Source organism: Bacillus sp. AY2-1 (genome assembly GCF_008368965.1).
GTDB classification, from domain to species: domain Bacteria; phylum Bacillota; class Bacilli; order Bacillales; family Bacillaceae_G; genus Bacillus_A; species Bacillus_A thuringiensis_S.
Window position 1 is genome coordinate 53,526 of the sequence record NZ_QPEL01000028.1, and the last position, 14,896, is coordinate 68,421.

The window sequence follows — 14,896 nt, forward strand, 5'->3', positions numbered from 1 at the left end:
TACTGAAAAAACATGATACAATATTTCGACAATAAAACAAGAAGAGAAAAAATAGATTTTCCCCTCTATCTTGATTATAATAAAACTGATGAAAGGAGTCGATAAAAATGGAAAACCCACATATGCAAGAACAAGTATTAGAAGTATTAGATAAATTACGTCCATTCTTACTTCGCGATGGCGGAGACGTTGAATTAGTAGACATTGAAGAAGGTATCGTAAAACTACGCCTTATGGGTGCATGCGGAAGCTGCCCAAGTTCTACAATCACACTAAAAGCTGGTATCGAGCGCGCGTTACTTGAAGAAGTACCAGGCGTTATCGAAGTAGAACAAGTATTTTAATCTAAAAGCGGAAGCGGCTCGTTCAGAACAGGAGGTCATTGGAGCTCCTGACGAAGAGGCGCTTTTTGCCTCACAGGAAGGCGCGAAATGGCCGACTGTTCTAGCCGCTGGAGCTGGATAATTAAAAGCAGAAGCGGCTCGTTCAGAATCGCCTTCTAAAAGGAGACCAAATTTGGTCTCCTTTTTTATTCAAATCACATTTATCCGTTAACATCATAAAACAAAATTGGAAATCCTTCTCAAAAAATGCGATAATTAATACTATATAGTGAATCGTTCACACATATACAGTAAGAAAACATAGGGGGATGACACATGCCAAAAATGGGGAACACTTTTTTAACAATTCAAGAACTAGAAAAGAAAAAAGAGTATTTATTAGGCCTTTCATCCGTTATACCAACATGGAATACAAGCTATCAATTTTTATTTAAAGAAATCCAGCAAGAATTATTGGGTAAAGTAAATGAAAAACTCGAAAAACATCAATTCGTTTTAAATATATGTACAGATCAACAGGTAGGGGCATAATGTATTACATAAAATTGTGGTATAAAAAAGAGACCTCCAGCGGTCTCTTTTTTATACGTTTAAGATAGCCAATCTAATTTTCTAATCCCAAGCTTATCTACTGGTAAACGAAGTGAGCCATAAAAATGCTTCATAAATTGCTCTGAGCGGTTCACATCGTGTAAAATGGCTTCTAAGCGATCTCTATATATGCTTTTTTGTTCTTCGTTTCCAGTTTGGTAATATCGTTCGACCGTTTCAAAATAGTGCAGCGGGAACAAGAGCCTTGCAAATAATAAGCGCCAGCCAAATGAGGATAGCGAATAATTACGTTCATAATCTGTAACAAATTGAATTATTGTTTGCTCCCAGTCTTTCTTTTTTTCTATCATCATATAGCGAATTAATTCTGCCATATCTCGAGTTGGGTGATCATAAACCCAATCAAAAGGAAGTTTGAGCCGCTTCGTTTGATGCCATAATAAAGGTGTGAATCGTTCTTGGCAAATTGTTGCTGCATCCGTTAGTTGCGGCGTATCATCCATTTCTGTATCGACAACATATTGAATTGCATTTTCTGCAACTCCTAAGTAATACGGGAAGGATTCAATAAACAATTGATCGAATACATCTGAAGGGTGGTTCATCACTTGTGATTGCCAAAACTTTTCTAATTGGTCGAGCCTTTTTTCCCATAACGCTTTCCATTCACCAATACGGCTTAATTGCTCAATTTCTTCTGGAAAGAATGCACCTCGTTTATGGAATATAGAAAGCTCACTTCCTAATGACATAGCATGTCGTTCTAACGTGCGCATACCTTTTAATAAGCAGTAATTTTGTTCTTCTATCTCACTTACATAGTAGCCGTGTATAGTCGGAACGAAAGTCGCTACAGTTATATCCCCTTGCTGGTTCATATAATCACTGAGCTTTTTCATCTCTACAAGTACTTCTTCCTCCATTTCTCCAATTGGAACAAGTACATAAATTTTGTTGCGAATCCAAAAGCTTTTATAGGGGCCAAGGGGGATTAATTCTTTAACATGCATGTGATAATGCTCATAAATATGCTGAATCATCGCAGTCGCCACCTATGGTTTTTCTTTATATATATGAGCTTGTGCTCGCCTTTCATTCCTATGCACATGATAAAGCAACGAAACGTATACAAATACTAAAAAGAAAAAAAGGTGATAAACATGAAAGAATCAAATCAACTACAAGAAAGAGCATTACAACTATTACAAGAACGCGGTGTAACAATTGACGATATTGCTGAACTTGTTCATTTTCTTCAAAAAAAATATCATCCAAATTTAGAGATGTCAGAATGCCGTTATAATGTAGAACGTGTACTATCAAAACGTGAAGTACAAAACGCACTGATTACAGGTATCGAACTCGATGTTCTTGCTGAAAAAGGAATGCTAAGTGAGCCGTTACAAGATATCGTAAAACGTGATGAAGGCTTATACGGAATTGATGAAGTTATCGCACTTTCTATCGTGAATGTATACGGATCTATCGGTTTCACGAACTTTGGATATATCGATAAATTAAAACCTGGTATTTTAGAATACTTAAATGATAAATCAACTGGAAAAGTGCACACGTTCCTTGACGATATCGTTGGCGGAATTGCTGCCGCTGCCTCAAGCCGTTTAGCGCACCGAGCTGATCACTCGGAATAATAATGTTTTCTAGACCGTCAGTTTCATGCTGACGGTCTTTCGTATTCCATAAGCATAAATTCTCTTCCACGACTCAAAAAAATAGACCCTTGCTTAAATCCGATATTTTTATATAACGTAATCGCTCTTGTATTAAATGTTGCTACACTTAATCGAAACATCTTCGAATTAAATTCCTTAGCAGCAAACGCTATTCCAGCTTGAAAAAACATTTCTCCCATTCCCTTCCCTGTTAAATCTGGCTTCATGCCAAGTCCGATATCAATCACATCTTCTCCACCATATAAATTAGCATCTCTTCCACCTGGTACTTGTGCATTTTCTCCAAAACAAAAATAGCCGATGAACTCTTCTTGATCGTTACAACAGCCATAATAAGTTCCATCTAATAATTCTTTTATTACTTCTTTCTCGCCTGAAAAACTATATAAATTATATGGTTCCTCGTACGCCCACGTATTTATCTCATTTGCTTCTTCCTCTGTTAACTTATGTATATCCACTTTCTCTTTCCCCCTATTATATTTCTATTAACAATATTCGATATTCATCTTATAATTCATCTTTCTCAATATATTTTTTTAATTTCTCGCTTCATTTTATGGAAGATTTTTCTTATTATGTTACAATTAAACAGAATCATTACAAATAAGGTGGTGACAATTTGAATTACTTTTCTTATCTCTCCTCAGAAGAACGGCAAAATTTTTTCTATAAAGAACCTCTTAGTTTTTCAAAAAATATAGGAAAAGAACAACTAGCTTACGCACTAGGCGCTACACTATATACTCCTGGCACGAAAGAAACGATTGCGGAAGATATAATTAGAAAGAAACATGTGGATGCTACCTCAATTATTCTTTGTCTAGAGGACGCTATCAGCGATGAAGAAGTAAAACTTGCAGAGCAAAACATCGTCGTTCAAATACAGCAAATAGCCAACTTAGTCAGTGCCAACATACTAAATCAAGCAGACATCCCACTTCTTTTTATTAGAGTTCGACAGCCAAGTCAAATGAAGACAATTGTTACTGAATTAGGTAGTGCTGTTCATTGTTTATGTGGTTTTGTCTTTCCAAAATTCACACCGATTAACGGAAAGACTTATATCGATCAGCTTGCATGTATAAACGAGTTATACTCATTATCGCTATATGGCATGCCGATTTTAGAATCACCAGAAATTATGTATAAGGAAACACGGGCAGAATCATTATTACAAATAAAAGATTTACTAGATTCTTATCACGATTACATCTTAAATGTACGTATTGGTGCTACTGATTTTTCAAGTATATTTAGTATTCGGCGCAATAAATACACACCTATCTATCATATTACTGTTGTCCGTGATTGTATTTCAGACATTATTAACGTTTTCTCAAGGGCAACAAATGAATATATTATTTCAGGATGTGTATGGGAATATTTTTCTAATGATCATGAAGAAGGGCTCATTCAAGAGGTATCACTTGACCATGCAAATGGCTTAATCGGAAAGACAGTTATTCACCCATCTCATATTAAAGTTGTACAGGCAATGCACATTGTCACAATGGAAGATTATTTAGATGCGAGGTCAATTTTACAAAATGCAGATACGTATAATGGAGTGCTAAAAAGCAGTTTTTCTAACAAAATGAATGAAGTAAAGCCGCATTATGGCTGGGCTCGCAAAACCATTTTAAAATCTAATATTTATGGGGTGCTACATGAAAACAAACAATTCACCGATCTCCTTATTACAAACGCAAAGCAACACGTATAACGTTTTAAATAATATACAAGTTCATGTAGAAGTACGTGATAATCCATATAACTTAGCGCTAGACAATCTTTTTCAAATGGCTGCTAGAATAAATAAGAAACGTAGTTTTTTATTTGTGAGTACAATCCTTGGAAAGCATCTTCCTATTAAACCTGCAGTCTCTCTATCAAGTGGATTTGCTCTCGCTACAAGATATATGGAAATGCTACATAATACTTCTCATCCATTTCAAAAAGAAATTTTAAATCTCATTTCATTAGAAATTCATGAAATCCCAGAGGAAGTATTTCGTTATCAATATCCTCTGCAAGAAGAAGTTTTGTTCATCGGATTCGCTGAGACAGCGACAGCACTTGGTCATTCTATGTTTCAATGCTTTCAAAATGCAAAGTATGTACATACAACTAGGGAATCGATACCCCACCTAGAATCTGTCATTACATTTGAGGAAGAACATTCTCATGCAACATCGCACCGTTGTTATGTGGATGAAAGCTTTTTTCAAAACAGCAATCCTATTGTTCTCGTAGATGATGAGATGACAACAGGAAAAACAGCATTAAATATTATTAGATCGATTCAAAATAAATTCCCACGAGAAGAATATATTATTGCTTCTTTATTAGACTGGCGTTCTCATACTAATAGAAGACAATTTAAACAATTAGAAGACGAACTTCAAATTAAGATTCATGTTATTTCTTTATTAGAAGGCAGTATTCATACAACTGGCCAACCATTGAATATTGCCAAAACAGATATTCAAATTGAAGAAACAAAACCTGATTTCAAAAAACATACCCTTACCTGCCCAAAATTACCCTATACATCAAATTATATAAAATATACTGGGCGATTTGGCATTTCAGCATATGAACAACAGCACATTCATTCTTTCGCTCAAGAAGCAGGAAAAACTTTAAAAAGAGAAAGAATTGGAAAACGAACACTCTGCCTCGGAACGGGTGAATTTATGTATATCCCAATGAAAATTGCTGCTGAAATGGGTGAAAATATTTTATATCAATCTACAACAAGAAGCCCTATCCATCCTGTTTCAAATGATGTGAACTACGCCATTCATAATCATTTCTCATATCCAAGTCCTGAAGATTCTACTATTACAAATTACTTTTATAATATTTCACCTCATGATTACGATGAAGTATTTGTTTTTATTGAACGTGATTTAGGAGAAGAAGCCCTGTCTCCTCTTCTACAGCAGTTACAAACAGTTATTCCTTTTATTCATATCGTCTCATTTTCAAATAGCATAGAAAAGGAAGGTTGATAATTATGGTAAAAGTAAATTCTCACATTAGTAGTTATGATCCAAATGATGCTATTTTTCTATTAAAAGATATTAGTGATTTAATGAAAGAAAGTTCCACAGAAACTAGAGAACAAGCAATTCAAGCTGGCACACATTATTCTGAAATGTTACCAATGGAATATAAACCATCTAAAGCGTATATGGATTTATTCTTTTCTTCTCTGCAACAATACAAACACAAACTAGCCATCGCTGTTGGAGTTGTCGCCGAACAAATTATACAGACTAAAGGAACTAACCTTGTCCTCGTTTCATTAGCTCGTGCTGGTACACCTATTGGCATTCTTATAAAACGCTACATACGCTATCAATACAACCTTGATGTACCTCACTATTGTATTTCTATTGTTCGCGGACGCGGTATTGATGAAAATGCACTCCATTATATTTTGGAACATCACCCTAAAGAAACAATTCAATTCATTGATGGATGGACTGGGAAAGGTGCAATAAAAAAAGAATTAGAATATGCAGTACACACATTTAACGAACGAAATAATACACACATTTCTCATTGTATGGCTGTGCTTGCTGATCCCGGTTACTGTACTTCAATTTACGGTACACGTGAAGATTTTCTTATTCCTAGCGCTTGCTTAAATGCAACCGTCTCTGGACTCATTAGCCGCACTGTACTAAATGATACCTATATTGGTCCAAATGATTTTCATGGTGTTAAATATTATAAAGAGCTAGAACAAGAAGACTTATCAAATTTCTTCATTGATGAGGTGACAGATTTATTCCCTTCTGTTCATTCTCATATAGATAATCAATTACGTTATATTACTTCAACTTACACTGATCCCTCTTGGCAAGGATTAAAAGATATACAGTCTATCCAAAGTCACTTTGAAATTGACGATATTAACTTAATCAAACCAGGAGTCGGTGAAACAACTCGCGTATTACTCCGGAGAATACCGTGGAAAATTTTAATATGTAAGCAAAACAATCCCGATTTAAAGCATATTTTACTTCTCGCTAAAGAAAAGAATGTCCCTATTGAAATCTATGAGAATATGACTTATTCATGTTGCGGGCTCATTAAGCCTCTTAGGAGGGAAACGTTATGATTTTCGCCAGTGATCTTGATCAAACGCTTATTTATTCCCGGAAATCGTTTCGTGCCCCTATAGAAGATGAATCAATTCAACTCATTGAAACTTTAGATGGGAAAGAAATTTCTTTCATATCACATAAAACCATTTCACTACTAAAAAAATTACAACTGCACTCACATTTCATCCCAGTTACAACAAGAACTATTGAGCAGTTTCAGCGTATTACTTTATTCCAAAACGAAATCATTCCCGAATACGCCATTACAAGTAACGGCGGTAATATCCTTCATAACGGTAAACAAGATGGTACTTGGAACAGGACAGTAAAAGAAAGACTATCGGTTGAATGTATAGAGAGAAACGACATACTAAAGGAGTTTGGACAAATTGCTCATAAAGATTGGGTTATATCACAAAAAACAGCCGATGATCTATTCCATTATTGCATCATTAAACGGGAGAACATTCCTTATGATGAATTATCATCCTTCACTTCCTGGTTAGACAAACAAGGCTGGAATCATTCACTTCAAGGTAGGAAGCTATACTTTGTACCAAAACCAATTAACAAATGGGATGCCGTGCAATATATAAAAGAAATTTTGCAAATAGATACGATTATTACAGCTGGGGATTCTTTACTTGATTTATGCATGCTTGAAAAGGCGAACCATGCCTTCGCACCACTTCATGGTGAGTTAGGAGCAATGCATGATAACTTACAATCCCATATTTTAAAAACAGACGCAATCGGCATATATGCCGCAGAAGAAATCGTAAATAAATCACTTCAAATTATTCACAGTTCATTACCTACCTCATGATTAAAATATGCACAATTGCATACGCACCACAATTAAACAAATGGTACAATTTATTTGAATCGCTGTTGCTACACTTCTTGATTAAAGAAAAGGCGCTAACACGGAAATTAGCGTCTTATCAACCTCAAGCAATTGGCACATTTTGTCATCTTAAAAGACACTCGAAAGAGTGTCTTTTTTTCTATATCCCACAAGGACTTACTCATTTCAAAGTATAAATACATAAAATAATGTAAATCATTACAAGCATGAATCACTTTCTAAAAGTTATAAAGTAGATTCAAAATAAAAAAGCACTCTTAACTAGAGTGCTTTTTACTTTCAAACAAGGAGGCTACATATATGGATAGCACTCTCGTATTTAACTTCGGCATTGGTCTTGTCATTATTTTATTTGTCTTCTTTGTACTTTGTATGAGCGGGGTATAAAAAGGCGATTTTTGAGCGTCTTTTTATACATATGTATTACTTGACTTCCATAAAAGGAGTAACCATAACGGTTACATATATACAAATAACTATTCACATATCCACAAAATAGGAGGAAGAACAATGAAACATGTAATCGTTTATGCACACCCAAATACAGAAAGCTTCAACCATGCAATTTTAGAAACGGTAAAAAGTGAATTAGAAGAAAAAGGTCATGAAGTACGCGTTCGCGATCTATACGAATTAAACTTCAATCCAGTATTGGGCGCTTCCGATTTCATCTCGTTTTCTCAAGGAAACACACCAGAAGATATTAAAGAAGAGCAAGAGCATATCTCTTGGGCTGATAGCATTACATTCATTTATCCGGTTTGGTGGGCGGGACTTCCTGCTATTTTAAAAGGATACGTTGACCGTGTATTTAGCCACGGCTTCGCTTATGCTTACGGTGAAAACGGTATTGAAAAGTTATTAAGCGGTAAAAAGGGCTTATTATTATCTACAATGGGAAATTCGAAAGAAGCATACACAGCAGGCGGTATGTTTGACGCAATGAAGAAAACAGTGGATGTTGGTATTTTTGAATTTACAGGCATTGAAACAATTGAGCACACATTCTATACGAGTGTCCCTTCTGTGGATGATGGTGTGCGTAAACAATATCTTGAAGAAGTTAAAGATGTTGTGAATCGTGCGTTTTAATAAAAAAACTCCGGTTGTTAACCGGAGTTTTTTTATTTCATCATTAATTTCGGAATATATCTTTGAAGAACGCTTTCTAATTCATTCATATCTTCCTGTCTAATAAGTAAATTTACATTGTCATTCATTTTTTCTCGCCCGCGATATAAAAATATATTTTCTTTTGGATTTTCCCATGTTGATGTTTTATAGCCTTTTAATTCTTCGTATGAATAAAAGTTTAATCCGTCTACTACACCTTTTTCATATATTTGTACACTTTTAATAAGATGGATAGCTATTAAAGTCATAAAACAACTTGCTACAGCATGAATACCTAGCTGAATGAGAAACTGTTCAACAGTATCAATACCTAGCTGAATGAGAAACTGTTCAACAGTATCAATACCGCCACTTACGTACTGAGCACATATATACATACATTGTCCAATGAAATATGCTGGTCCAAGTAATACAATCCAACGTCTTTTCACCCGAGGATACATTGCAATGCGTTTTCCTGCGCTTTTTTTCATTTCATTTATTTTATATATCTTCCATAGAACAAAAAACAAAACACATAATGTAAAAACAAACATAATACATGACATCCAGTACACGCTGACTCCTCCTTGTATCATTACATATAAATTTTACATTTTATATAACAACAGCAAATATGCAATTATGCATAAAAAAACAGGCAACCTCTTCCGGCTGCCTGTAAATAGCAGGGATAAAAAAACTGTTCCAAAGTTTGGAACAGTTTTCTTCATTACATCTTCTCAATCCACTCCGTCAAGTTATGCACAACTTGCGTTGGTTGTACTTCATATTCTGTTAACTTCTCCACAGTTGTGACTCCAGTGTGGACAAGAAGCGTATGCATGCCAGCATTTACTCCCGCTAAAATGTCTGTATCATAGTTATCCCCAACCATTAATGCTTCATCTTTTCCTATACCAAGAACTTTTAACGCTTGTTCCATGATGATTGATTCTGGTTTTCCGATAAAGATTGGATCCACACCTGTTGATACTGCTACAACTGATGTTAATGAGCCGTTACCTGGTAACAATCCGCGCTCAGTCGGAATGGCAATGTCTCCATTTGTAGAAATAAACGTCGCGCCGTTACGCACAGCAAGACACGCTTTTGCTAATTTTTCATATGTGATGTCACGATCTAAACCAACAACAACGAAATCAGGATTTTCATCCACAAGTTCAAATCCTTTTTCCACAAGTGCATCGTGTAAGCCTTCTTCACCAATCATATATACAGTTGCATCTTGTTTACGTTCATAAATGAAGTTCGCAGTCGCCATACTCGTTGTGAATACTTGCTCCGCTTTCGCTGGAATATCGAAACGAACAAGCTTTTCTGCCACTTGTTCTGGTTTGCGAGTTGAGTTATTCGTAACGAATAAATATGGAATGCCGCGCTCTCCTAATGCTTTGACGAAGTCGCTTGCTTCTTCAATTTGTTCTTCCCCGCGATACATCGTACCGTCTAAGTCAATTAAGTAACCTTTATACATCGATTATGTCTCTCCTTTTATGCTAACGTTCTCACCTTATCATACCACTCTTATATTACCCGCTTTTCCAAAAGAAAAAAACGCTTTACCTTAAAGCGCCCCATAACGTTCATTTTTTCTCTTTTATTTGGTAAGAACAACTACAATCGCCCTCGCACATGTTTGCTAGCGTTTTCACATCTGCGTTCGTAAATAAACGCTTATACATCTCTTTTTCATCTTTACATACTTGCGGAAATCTCTCTGCAATTTCTTTTAACGGACAGTTTTGTTTTTCAATTACGAAAGATTTCTCTCCATCTCTCTTTATTTGAACCATATAACCATTTTTCTCTTGCATAGCTGCTATCTCTTGCACTTTATATGCTAAATTCTTTTGATTACTCACTCGCTTTTGCAACTGTTCTTCCATACGCTTCGTTCTTTCTTTTAAAACATATTGAAGTATTTTTTCATCGCCCATCCGAGCTAAATCTTCTAGCATATCAATCGCAAATTGCTTATACTCTTTCGGGAATGTATCTTCTCCCTTTTCACTTAATCCATACAAATAAGTTGGTCTTCCGACATGTTGCCTTACCATCTTAGAATAAATGAGTCCATCTTTCTCAAGATTACTTAAATGTCTTCTGATTGCCATTTCTGTAATCTCTAAAACGTCAGCTAGTTCCGCTACTGTGTGCTCTCCCTTTACTTTCAACAATTGTACAATCTCGTCTTTCGTAGTACGTGCTTCCCCCATACTTCACCCTTCTCCCTTTTCTTTCTCACATACAATATAAGATCCCCAAAAGGCATTCTCTGGGGATCTTATAAGCATAATTATTCTGGTACAAATGCAGATACAGGTCCTAATTCCTTTTCTAAATAACTGCGAATATTTGCTGGGTATTTTTCTACCACTGCAATATGTTTTTGAATCGTCTTATATAATTCATCATGATTCATTTGAATATAATCTTGCGTAAGCATTTTTCGAAGAAGGATAATTTCTTTCATCCCTTGTCCATCTTCTTCACTTATCACTCGCTCATCCATTAAAATATCAATAATATCTTCATAGCTTCCTGGATCGCGCATAATAAATCCATCAATCATCGCATTTCCTACATCTAATACAGTATCAATAATAAGATGGGCTATGCGCTCTAATGCGTAAAATTCAAACTCGGTTTCATATATCTTTTTCTCTTGAAATGTACTTGTTGCTCGTTCTAAACATACTAGCATTTGTTCTATTTTCTTTCTGTCTACAAAATACATGAATGTCACCTACCTGGAAATTAAAGCATTTACATTTTAATTGTAACGCTTTCTTCTGAAAAAATCGACAATTTTTCGAATTCACCTTTTCTCCGTTATTTGTTATAGTTATATTTGTATGATTTTTGAAATTGGAGGAATGAAATCTTGGAACGTGAACTCGCACTAGAAATTGTCCGTGTAACAGAAGCAGCAGCATTAGCATCCGCACAGTGGATGGGCCGCGGAAAGAAGAACGAAGCAGATGATGCAGCAACTACAGCAATGCGTGATATGTTTGATTCAGTAAACATGGCAGGTACAGTTGTAATCGGTGAAGGAGAACTTGATGAAGCACCGATGTTGTATATTGGTGAAGAACTAGGAACAGGTAACGGTCCAGAAGTAGACATCGCCGTTGACCCATTAGAAGGTACAAACATCGTTGCAAAAGGTCTTGCAAATGCAATGGCAGTTATTGCAATCGCAGACAAAGGGAACCTTCTTCATGCTCCTGATATGTACATGGAAAAAATCGCGGTTGGTCCAAAAGCAGCTGGTAAAATTAGCTTAGATGATCCAATTGAAAAAACAATTGAAATTGTAGCAGAAGCTAACAATAAAAAGATTCGTGATCTAACAGTTATCGTTCAAGAACGTGAGCGTCATCAAGATATTATTGACCGTGTTCGTGCAAAAGGTGCACGCGTAAAATTATTTGGTGACGGTGATGTTGGTGCGTCAATCGCAACAGCACTACCTGGAACGGGTATCGACTTATTCGTAGGTATTGGCGGAGCTCCAGAAGGTGTTATTTCTGCAGCAGCATTAAAGTGCCTTGAAGGTGAAATGCAAGCTCGCTTAGTTCCAATGAACGAAGAAGAAGAAGCTCGTTGTCGTGAAATGGGATTAGAAGATCCTCGTCAACTTCTTATGTTAGACGATTTAGTATCTGGTGATGATGCAATCTTCTCAGCAACAGGTGTATCTGCTGGTGAGTTATTAGACGGCGTGAAATTCCTAGGCGGAGATTTAGCTGAAACATACTCTATCGTAATGCGTTACAAAACAAGAACAGTACGATTCATTAAAACGCATCACCATTTAGATCATAAGCCACACTTAAACTTAGATATTTAATAAAAGGAGCCATGTGTATGGAAGAACGTTTCTTTCTGTACGACGACACTGTCGCTACAAAAACTCGTTTCGTTAGCTTTATGGGAGAAAATGAGCGTCATGATTTAGCGCTTTTATATTCCGATCGTCATTACGGTAAAACAATTGTACTTGATATGCAAAGTAATAAATTTGCAATTATCGGTGCTGACGATTTAAACGAACCAGGCTACTTAGAGCACGCATTTTCTATGACTGAAGAAATTGCAGAAGAGTTACGCTCATTTTTATTTGAACTTATATAATTTATCGTATGCACCAGCTATTTTAGCTGGTGTTTTTCCGTTATAAGAGTTTCGAATTTTCAATCTTTTATGTTATAATTAAGAATAAATCTATTTGGATAGAAAGGACGTTATCTACGTATGCCAACATTTACTTTGTAATGGACCAGCAATTGGATAGCATTACTCTCAAAAAAGCACCACGCTTTTTCAAGGGAGTAGTCTGCCCATTCCCATTACAAAGGAACGTATTGCATCTGTAGTATGATGTTTACGGAGGTTCCTCTTTGGGGAACCTCCTTTTATTTTTGTCTTTTTCTCATGTCTTCATACTACAAGACATCCAAATAGCTGTATTACGTTTCTTTGCCACTACTATAAGAGGTGAAGGAAAATGCAGAAAGTACAACTTTCTTGGAGTTTATATGAAAATCAGCAACACACAATCGAAAAATATTGTAAAAATTGCGGACGTACTACCCTATTTACTGATACGAATATTCGTAGGCATAACGCCAATGGAAAAAACATATACCGCTTTGCTATTTATAAATGTCCGAAAGATCATACGTGGAATCAAAAACTGCGTATTTATAAATCATTTACTGATCACGTTGAAACGATCGATATGACCCAGCAAGATCAAGCCGAAACAACTACTACTATTTCCATTATGCAACATAAAGAAAACGGCATAGCCGAAATCACGCTTGTATTAGACCTCATTTTCGGTTCCCACCGCATCGATAAAGCCTTATCCACATATATTTCTGACTGGAGCCGTACACTCATTGTGGATAAAATTAAAAATGGGGATATTCAATTGAACGGACAACAAATGAAGCCAAATACAATACTTTCTGAAGGCGATTATATCTCGATTTGTTTATAAGCGAGCATATGCAAAAAATCCTCTTACAATTGTAAGAGGATTTTTTTATTTCTTCGCTTTTCTTAATACGAAGTGTGCACAACCGAAGTTACAGTACTCGTATAAATACTCCGTTAACGTACTAATTTTCGTATCATATGTCGCACGTTGGTTACTATCATCAAAGAATCCGCGCAATCTAAGTTGCTCATATCCCCAGTCCCCAACGATATAATCATATTTATTTAAAATTTCTGCATAGCGCTCTTTAAATGCTTCTTCACTAAAACCGTCACGAAAGTTTTTAATTACTTCGTACTGAACATTATTAATGCTCACCGTAGCATGAATCTCTTGCTCTTGCTTTTGCTCCATCATTAACTTCCTCTCTAAGCATTCTTCTTTTTATCGTATCACAAAGCATACCAACCAACAATTTCAAATACAAAAAATTGAAAATTAGTGCATGCTATGGAGAAGGAGGTGATACATCGTGAAAAAACAAATTTTACTTTCCCTTCTCACTATTTCCTTATTTGCAGGGTGCCAATCAGCGAACAAAGCTGAAATGGAACGTGAAGAAGGAAGCCGTGTTCTTGTTTCCAATAAAAACGACATGTATCATACGGAAAATACAAATACAAGACTCACAAGAGTCGGTTATTCTTCTAAACAAAAGCATGAAGTATCTAACAAACAAGTAGGGGCCATTAATCGCGAGAAAGTCGCTGAAATGATTACAAGCATGACCGTCAAACTTCCTGACGTTACAAACGCTGCTACACTCGTTACCGATGATGAAGTATTTGTTGTATATCGTGCAAACACAACGGATCCAAAACTTGTAGCGGATCAAGTATATAGAGCTGCCTTGTCCATCGTCCCTCGCTATTATAAAGCATATGTATCAACAGACCAAAAGTTGATTTCCCAAATTCAAGGCCTTCAATCTGGCGCATTAAATGATACAGAATATACGCAAAGCCTCGATATGCTAAAACGTGAAATGAGTAAAAATCCTCATTTGAACAATACGGGAGATCAGGCCTTGAATGATATGATTAAAAAGTAAAACAGGTGGAGAAAATCTCCACCTGTTGTACTTTGTAAAAATCCTCATTTGAACAATACGGGAGATCAGGCCTTGAATGATATGATTAAAAAGTAAAACAGGTGGAGAAAATCTCCAC

19 protein-coding genes are annotated in these 14,896 nt (G+C 35.9%); 12 read left to right on the plus strand and 7 right to left on the minus strand.

Going from position 1 to position 14,896, the window contains the following annotated elements; translation table 11 throughout:
• Positions 1–107 precede the first annotated feature (107 nt).
• Entirely contained in the window at positions 108–344 is a 237-nt protein-coding gene (locus tag DN403_RS07630) for a NifU family protein (RefSeq protein WP_000431159.1), read from the plus strand.
• A 315-nt stretch (positions 345–659) separates the two neighbouring features.
• Positions 660–875: a hypothetical protein gene (locus tag DN403_RS07635; RefSeq protein ID WP_001125497.1), complete on the plus strand. Its 216-nt coding sequence runs from the start codon at positions 660–662 to the stop codon at positions 873–875.
• A gap of 59 nt (positions 876–934) precedes the next feature.
• Here DN403_RS07635 and yutH read toward each other — a convergent pair whose 3' ends face one another.
• Positions 935–1,936 carry a spore coat putative kinase YutH gene (gene yutH / locus DN403_RS07640; RefSeq protein WP_000614219.1) on the minus strand — a complete coding sequence of 334 codons (1,002 nt, stop codon included), beginning with the start codon at positions 1,934–1,936 and terminating at the stop codon, positions 935–937.
• Positions 1,937–2,056: 120 nt separating this feature from the next.
• Here yutH and DN403_RS07645 point away from each other — a divergent pair, with 120 nt between their 5' ends.
• On the plus strand, positions 2,057–2,548 hold the full coding sequence (locus DN403_RS07645) for a phosphatidylglycerophosphatase A family protein (protein ID WP_000665102.1): 492 nt from the start codon (positions 2,057–2,059) through the stop codon (positions 2,546–2,548).
• 23 nt (positions 2,549–2,571) lie between these two features.
• Here the strand turns inward: DN403_RS07645 and DN403_RS07650 are convergent, their stop codons facing one another.
• The gene (locus DN403_RS07650; protein ID WP_000351142.1) at positions 2,572–3,051 is read right to left on the minus strand and encodes a GNAT family N-acetyltransferase; all 480 of its coding nucleotides are present in this window, start codon (positions 3,049–3,051) and stop codon (positions 2,572–2,574) included.
• A 161-nt stretch (positions 3,052–3,212) separates the two neighbouring features.
• Here DN403_RS07650 and DN403_RS07655 point away from each other — a divergent pair, with 161 nt between their 5' ends.
• The 5 genes from DN403_RS07655 (at position 3,213) to DN403_RS07675 (ending at position 8,671) form a co-directional block, all read left to right on the plus strand.
• Positions 3,213–4,316: an HpcH/HpaI aldolase/citrate lyase family protein gene (locus DN403_RS07655; RefSeq protein ID WP_001106085.1), complete on the plus strand. Its 1,104-nt coding sequence runs from the start codon at positions 3,213–3,215 to the stop codon at positions 4,314–4,316.
• Positions 4,261–5,607, plus strand: coding sequence for a phosphoribosyltransferase family protein (locus DN403_RS07660; RefSeq protein ID WP_000856295.1), 1,347 nt, complete (start codon positions 4,261–4,263; stop codon positions 5,605–5,607). Before DN403_RS07655 ends, DN403_RS07660 begins: the two co-directional genes overlap by 56 nt.
• A gap of 5 nt (positions 5,608–5,612) precedes the next feature.
• Complete coding sequence (locus DN403_RS07665) at positions 5,613–6,725, plus strand: cysteine protease StiP family protein (RefSeq protein ID WP_000241494.1); 1,113 nt, start codon at positions 5,613–5,615, stop codon at positions 6,723–6,725.
• Entirely contained in the window at positions 6,722–7,537 is an 816-nt protein-coding gene (locus tag DN403_RS07670; RefSeq protein ID WP_136983618.1) for an HAD family hydrolase, read from the plus strand. Before DN403_RS07665 ends, DN403_RS07670 begins: the two co-directional genes overlap by 4 nt.
• 552 nt (positions 7,538–8,089) lie before the next feature.
• Complete coding sequence (locus DN403_RS07675; protein WP_098437025.1) at positions 8,090–8,671, plus strand: NAD(P)H-dependent oxidoreductase; 582 nt, start codon at positions 8,090–8,092, stop codon at positions 8,669–8,671.
• A 32-nt stretch (positions 8,672–8,703) separates the two neighbouring features.
• On the opposite strand, the gene DN403_RS07680 is transcribed toward DN403_RS07675, so the two are convergent.
• The 4 genes from DN403_RS07680 to DN403_RS07695 form a co-directional block, all read right to left on the minus strand.
• Positions 8,704–9,270, minus strand: a complete 567-nt coding sequence (locus DN403_RS07680; protein ID WP_149185382.1) for an iron ABC transporter substrate-binding protein — start codon at positions 9,268–9,270, stop codon at positions 8,704–8,706.
• A gap of 155 nt (positions 9,271–9,425) precedes the next feature.
• On the minus strand, positions 9,426–10,190 hold the full coding sequence (locus DN403_RS07685; protein WP_000276470.1) for a TIGR01457 family HAD-type hydrolase: 765 nt from the start codon (positions 10,188–10,190) through the stop codon (positions 9,426–9,428).
• Positions 10,191–10,299: 109 nt separating this feature from the next.
• The gene (locus tag DN403_RS07690; protein ID WP_000503340.1) at positions 10,300–10,932 is read right to left on the minus strand and encodes a helix-turn-helix transcriptional regulator; all 633 of its coding nucleotides are present in this window, start codon (positions 10,930–10,932) and stop codon (positions 10,300–10,302) included.
• Between the two features lie 80 nt (positions 10,933–11,012).
• Positions 11,013–11,453, minus strand: coding sequence for a DUF86 domain-containing protein (locus tag DN403_RS07695; RefSeq protein WP_000274010.1), 441 nt, complete (start codon positions 11,451–11,453; stop codon positions 11,013–11,015).
• A 147-nt stretch (positions 11,454–11,600) separates the two neighbouring features.
• Between DN403_RS07695 and glpX the strand changes: the two genes are divergently transcribed.
• The 3 genes from glpX to DN403_RS07715 all read left to right on the plus strand — a co-directional run bounded on the left by glpX (position 11,601) and on the right by DN403_RS07715 (position 13,727).
• Entirely contained in the window at positions 11,601–12,572 is a 972-nt protein-coding gene (gene glpX, locus DN403_RS07700) for a class II fructose-bisphosphatase (protein WP_000439090.1), read from the plus strand.
• Between the two features lie 17 nt (positions 12,573–12,589).
• Positions 12,590–12,856, plus strand: a complete 267-nt coding sequence (locus DN403_RS07705; RefSeq protein WP_000392611.1) for a DUF3055 domain-containing protein — start codon at positions 12,590–12,592, stop codon at positions 12,854–12,856.
• A 373-nt stretch (positions 12,857–13,229) separates the two neighbouring features.
• Positions 13,230–13,727 (plus strand): hypothetical protein, encoded by a 498-nt coding sequence (locus DN403_RS07715; protein ID WP_001174583.1) that lies wholly within the window; start codon positions 13,230–13,232, stop codon positions 13,725–13,727.
• Between the two features lie 45 nt (positions 13,728–13,772).
• On the opposite strand, the gene DN403_RS07720 is transcribed toward DN403_RS07715, so the two are convergent.
• Positions 13,773–14,084 carry a YutD family protein gene (locus tag DN403_RS07720; protein WP_000970507.1) on the minus strand — a complete coding sequence of 104 codons (312 nt, stop codon included), beginning with the start codon at positions 14,082–14,084 and terminating at the stop codon, positions 13,773–13,775.
• 115 nt (positions 14,085–14,199) lie between these two features.
• On the opposite strand from DN403_RS07720, the gene DN403_RS07725 reads away from it, so the two are divergent.
• Positions 14,200–14,778, plus strand: coding sequence for a YhcN/YlaJ family sporulation lipoprotein (locus DN403_RS07725; RefSeq protein ID WP_000744127.1), 579 nt, complete (start codon positions 14,200–14,202; stop codon positions 14,776–14,778).
• Positions 14,779–14,896 lie beyond the last annotated feature (118 nt).

Coding starts and splice junctions, on each gene's coding strand:
- DN403_RS07705 (WP_000392611.1), top strand. CDS start 12,590: ATGGAAGAACGTTTCTTTCTGTACGACGACACTGTCGCTACAAAAACT.
- DN403_RS07690 (WP_000503340.1), bottom strand. CDS start 10,932: ATGGGGGAAGCACGTACTACGAAAGACGAGATTGTACAATTGTTGAAA.
- DN403_RS07630 (WP_000431159.1), top strand. CDS start 108: ATGGAAAACCCACATATGCAAGAACAAGTATTAGAAGTATTAGATAAA.
- DN403_RS07720 (WP_000970507.1), bottom strand. CDS start 14,084: ATGATGGAGCAAAAGCAAGAGCAAGAGATTCATGCTACGGTGAGCATT.
- DN403_RS07685 (WP_000276470.1), bottom strand. CDS start 10,190: ATGTATAAAGGTTACTTAATTGACTTAGACGGTACGATGTATCGCGGG.
- DN403_RS07670 (WP_136983618.1), top strand. CDS start 6,722: ATGATTTTCGCCAGTGATCTTGATCAAACGCTTATTTATTCCCGGAAA.
- yutH (WP_000614219.1), bottom strand. CDS start 1,936: ATGATTCAGCATATTTATGAGCATTATCACATGCATGTTAAAGAATTA.
- DN403_RS07675 (WP_098437025.1), top strand. CDS start 8,090: ATGAAACATGTAATCGTTTATGCACACCCAAATACAGAAAGCTTCAAC.
- DN403_RS07665 (WP_000241494.1), top strand. CDS start 5,613: ATGGTAAAAGTAAATTCTCACATTAGTAGTTATGATCCAAATGATGCT.
- DN403_RS07645 (WP_000665102.1), top strand. CDS start 2,057: ATGAAAGAATCAAATCAACTACAAGAAAGAGCATTACAACTATTACAA.
- DN403_RS07715 (WP_001174583.1), top strand. CDS start 13,230: ATGCAGAAAGTACAACTTTCTTGGAGTTTATATGAAAATCAGCAACAC.
- DN403_RS07635 (WP_001125497.1), top strand. CDS start 660: ATGCCAAAAATGGGGAACACTTTTTTAACAATTCAAGAACTAGAAAAG.
- DN403_RS07660 (WP_000856295.1), top strand. CDS start 4,261: ATGAAAACAAACAATTCACCGATCTCCTTATTACAAACGCAAAGCAAC.
- DN403_RS07695 (WP_000274010.1), bottom strand. CDS start 11,453: ATGTATTTTGTAGACAGAAAGAAAATAGAACAAATGCTAGTATGTTTA.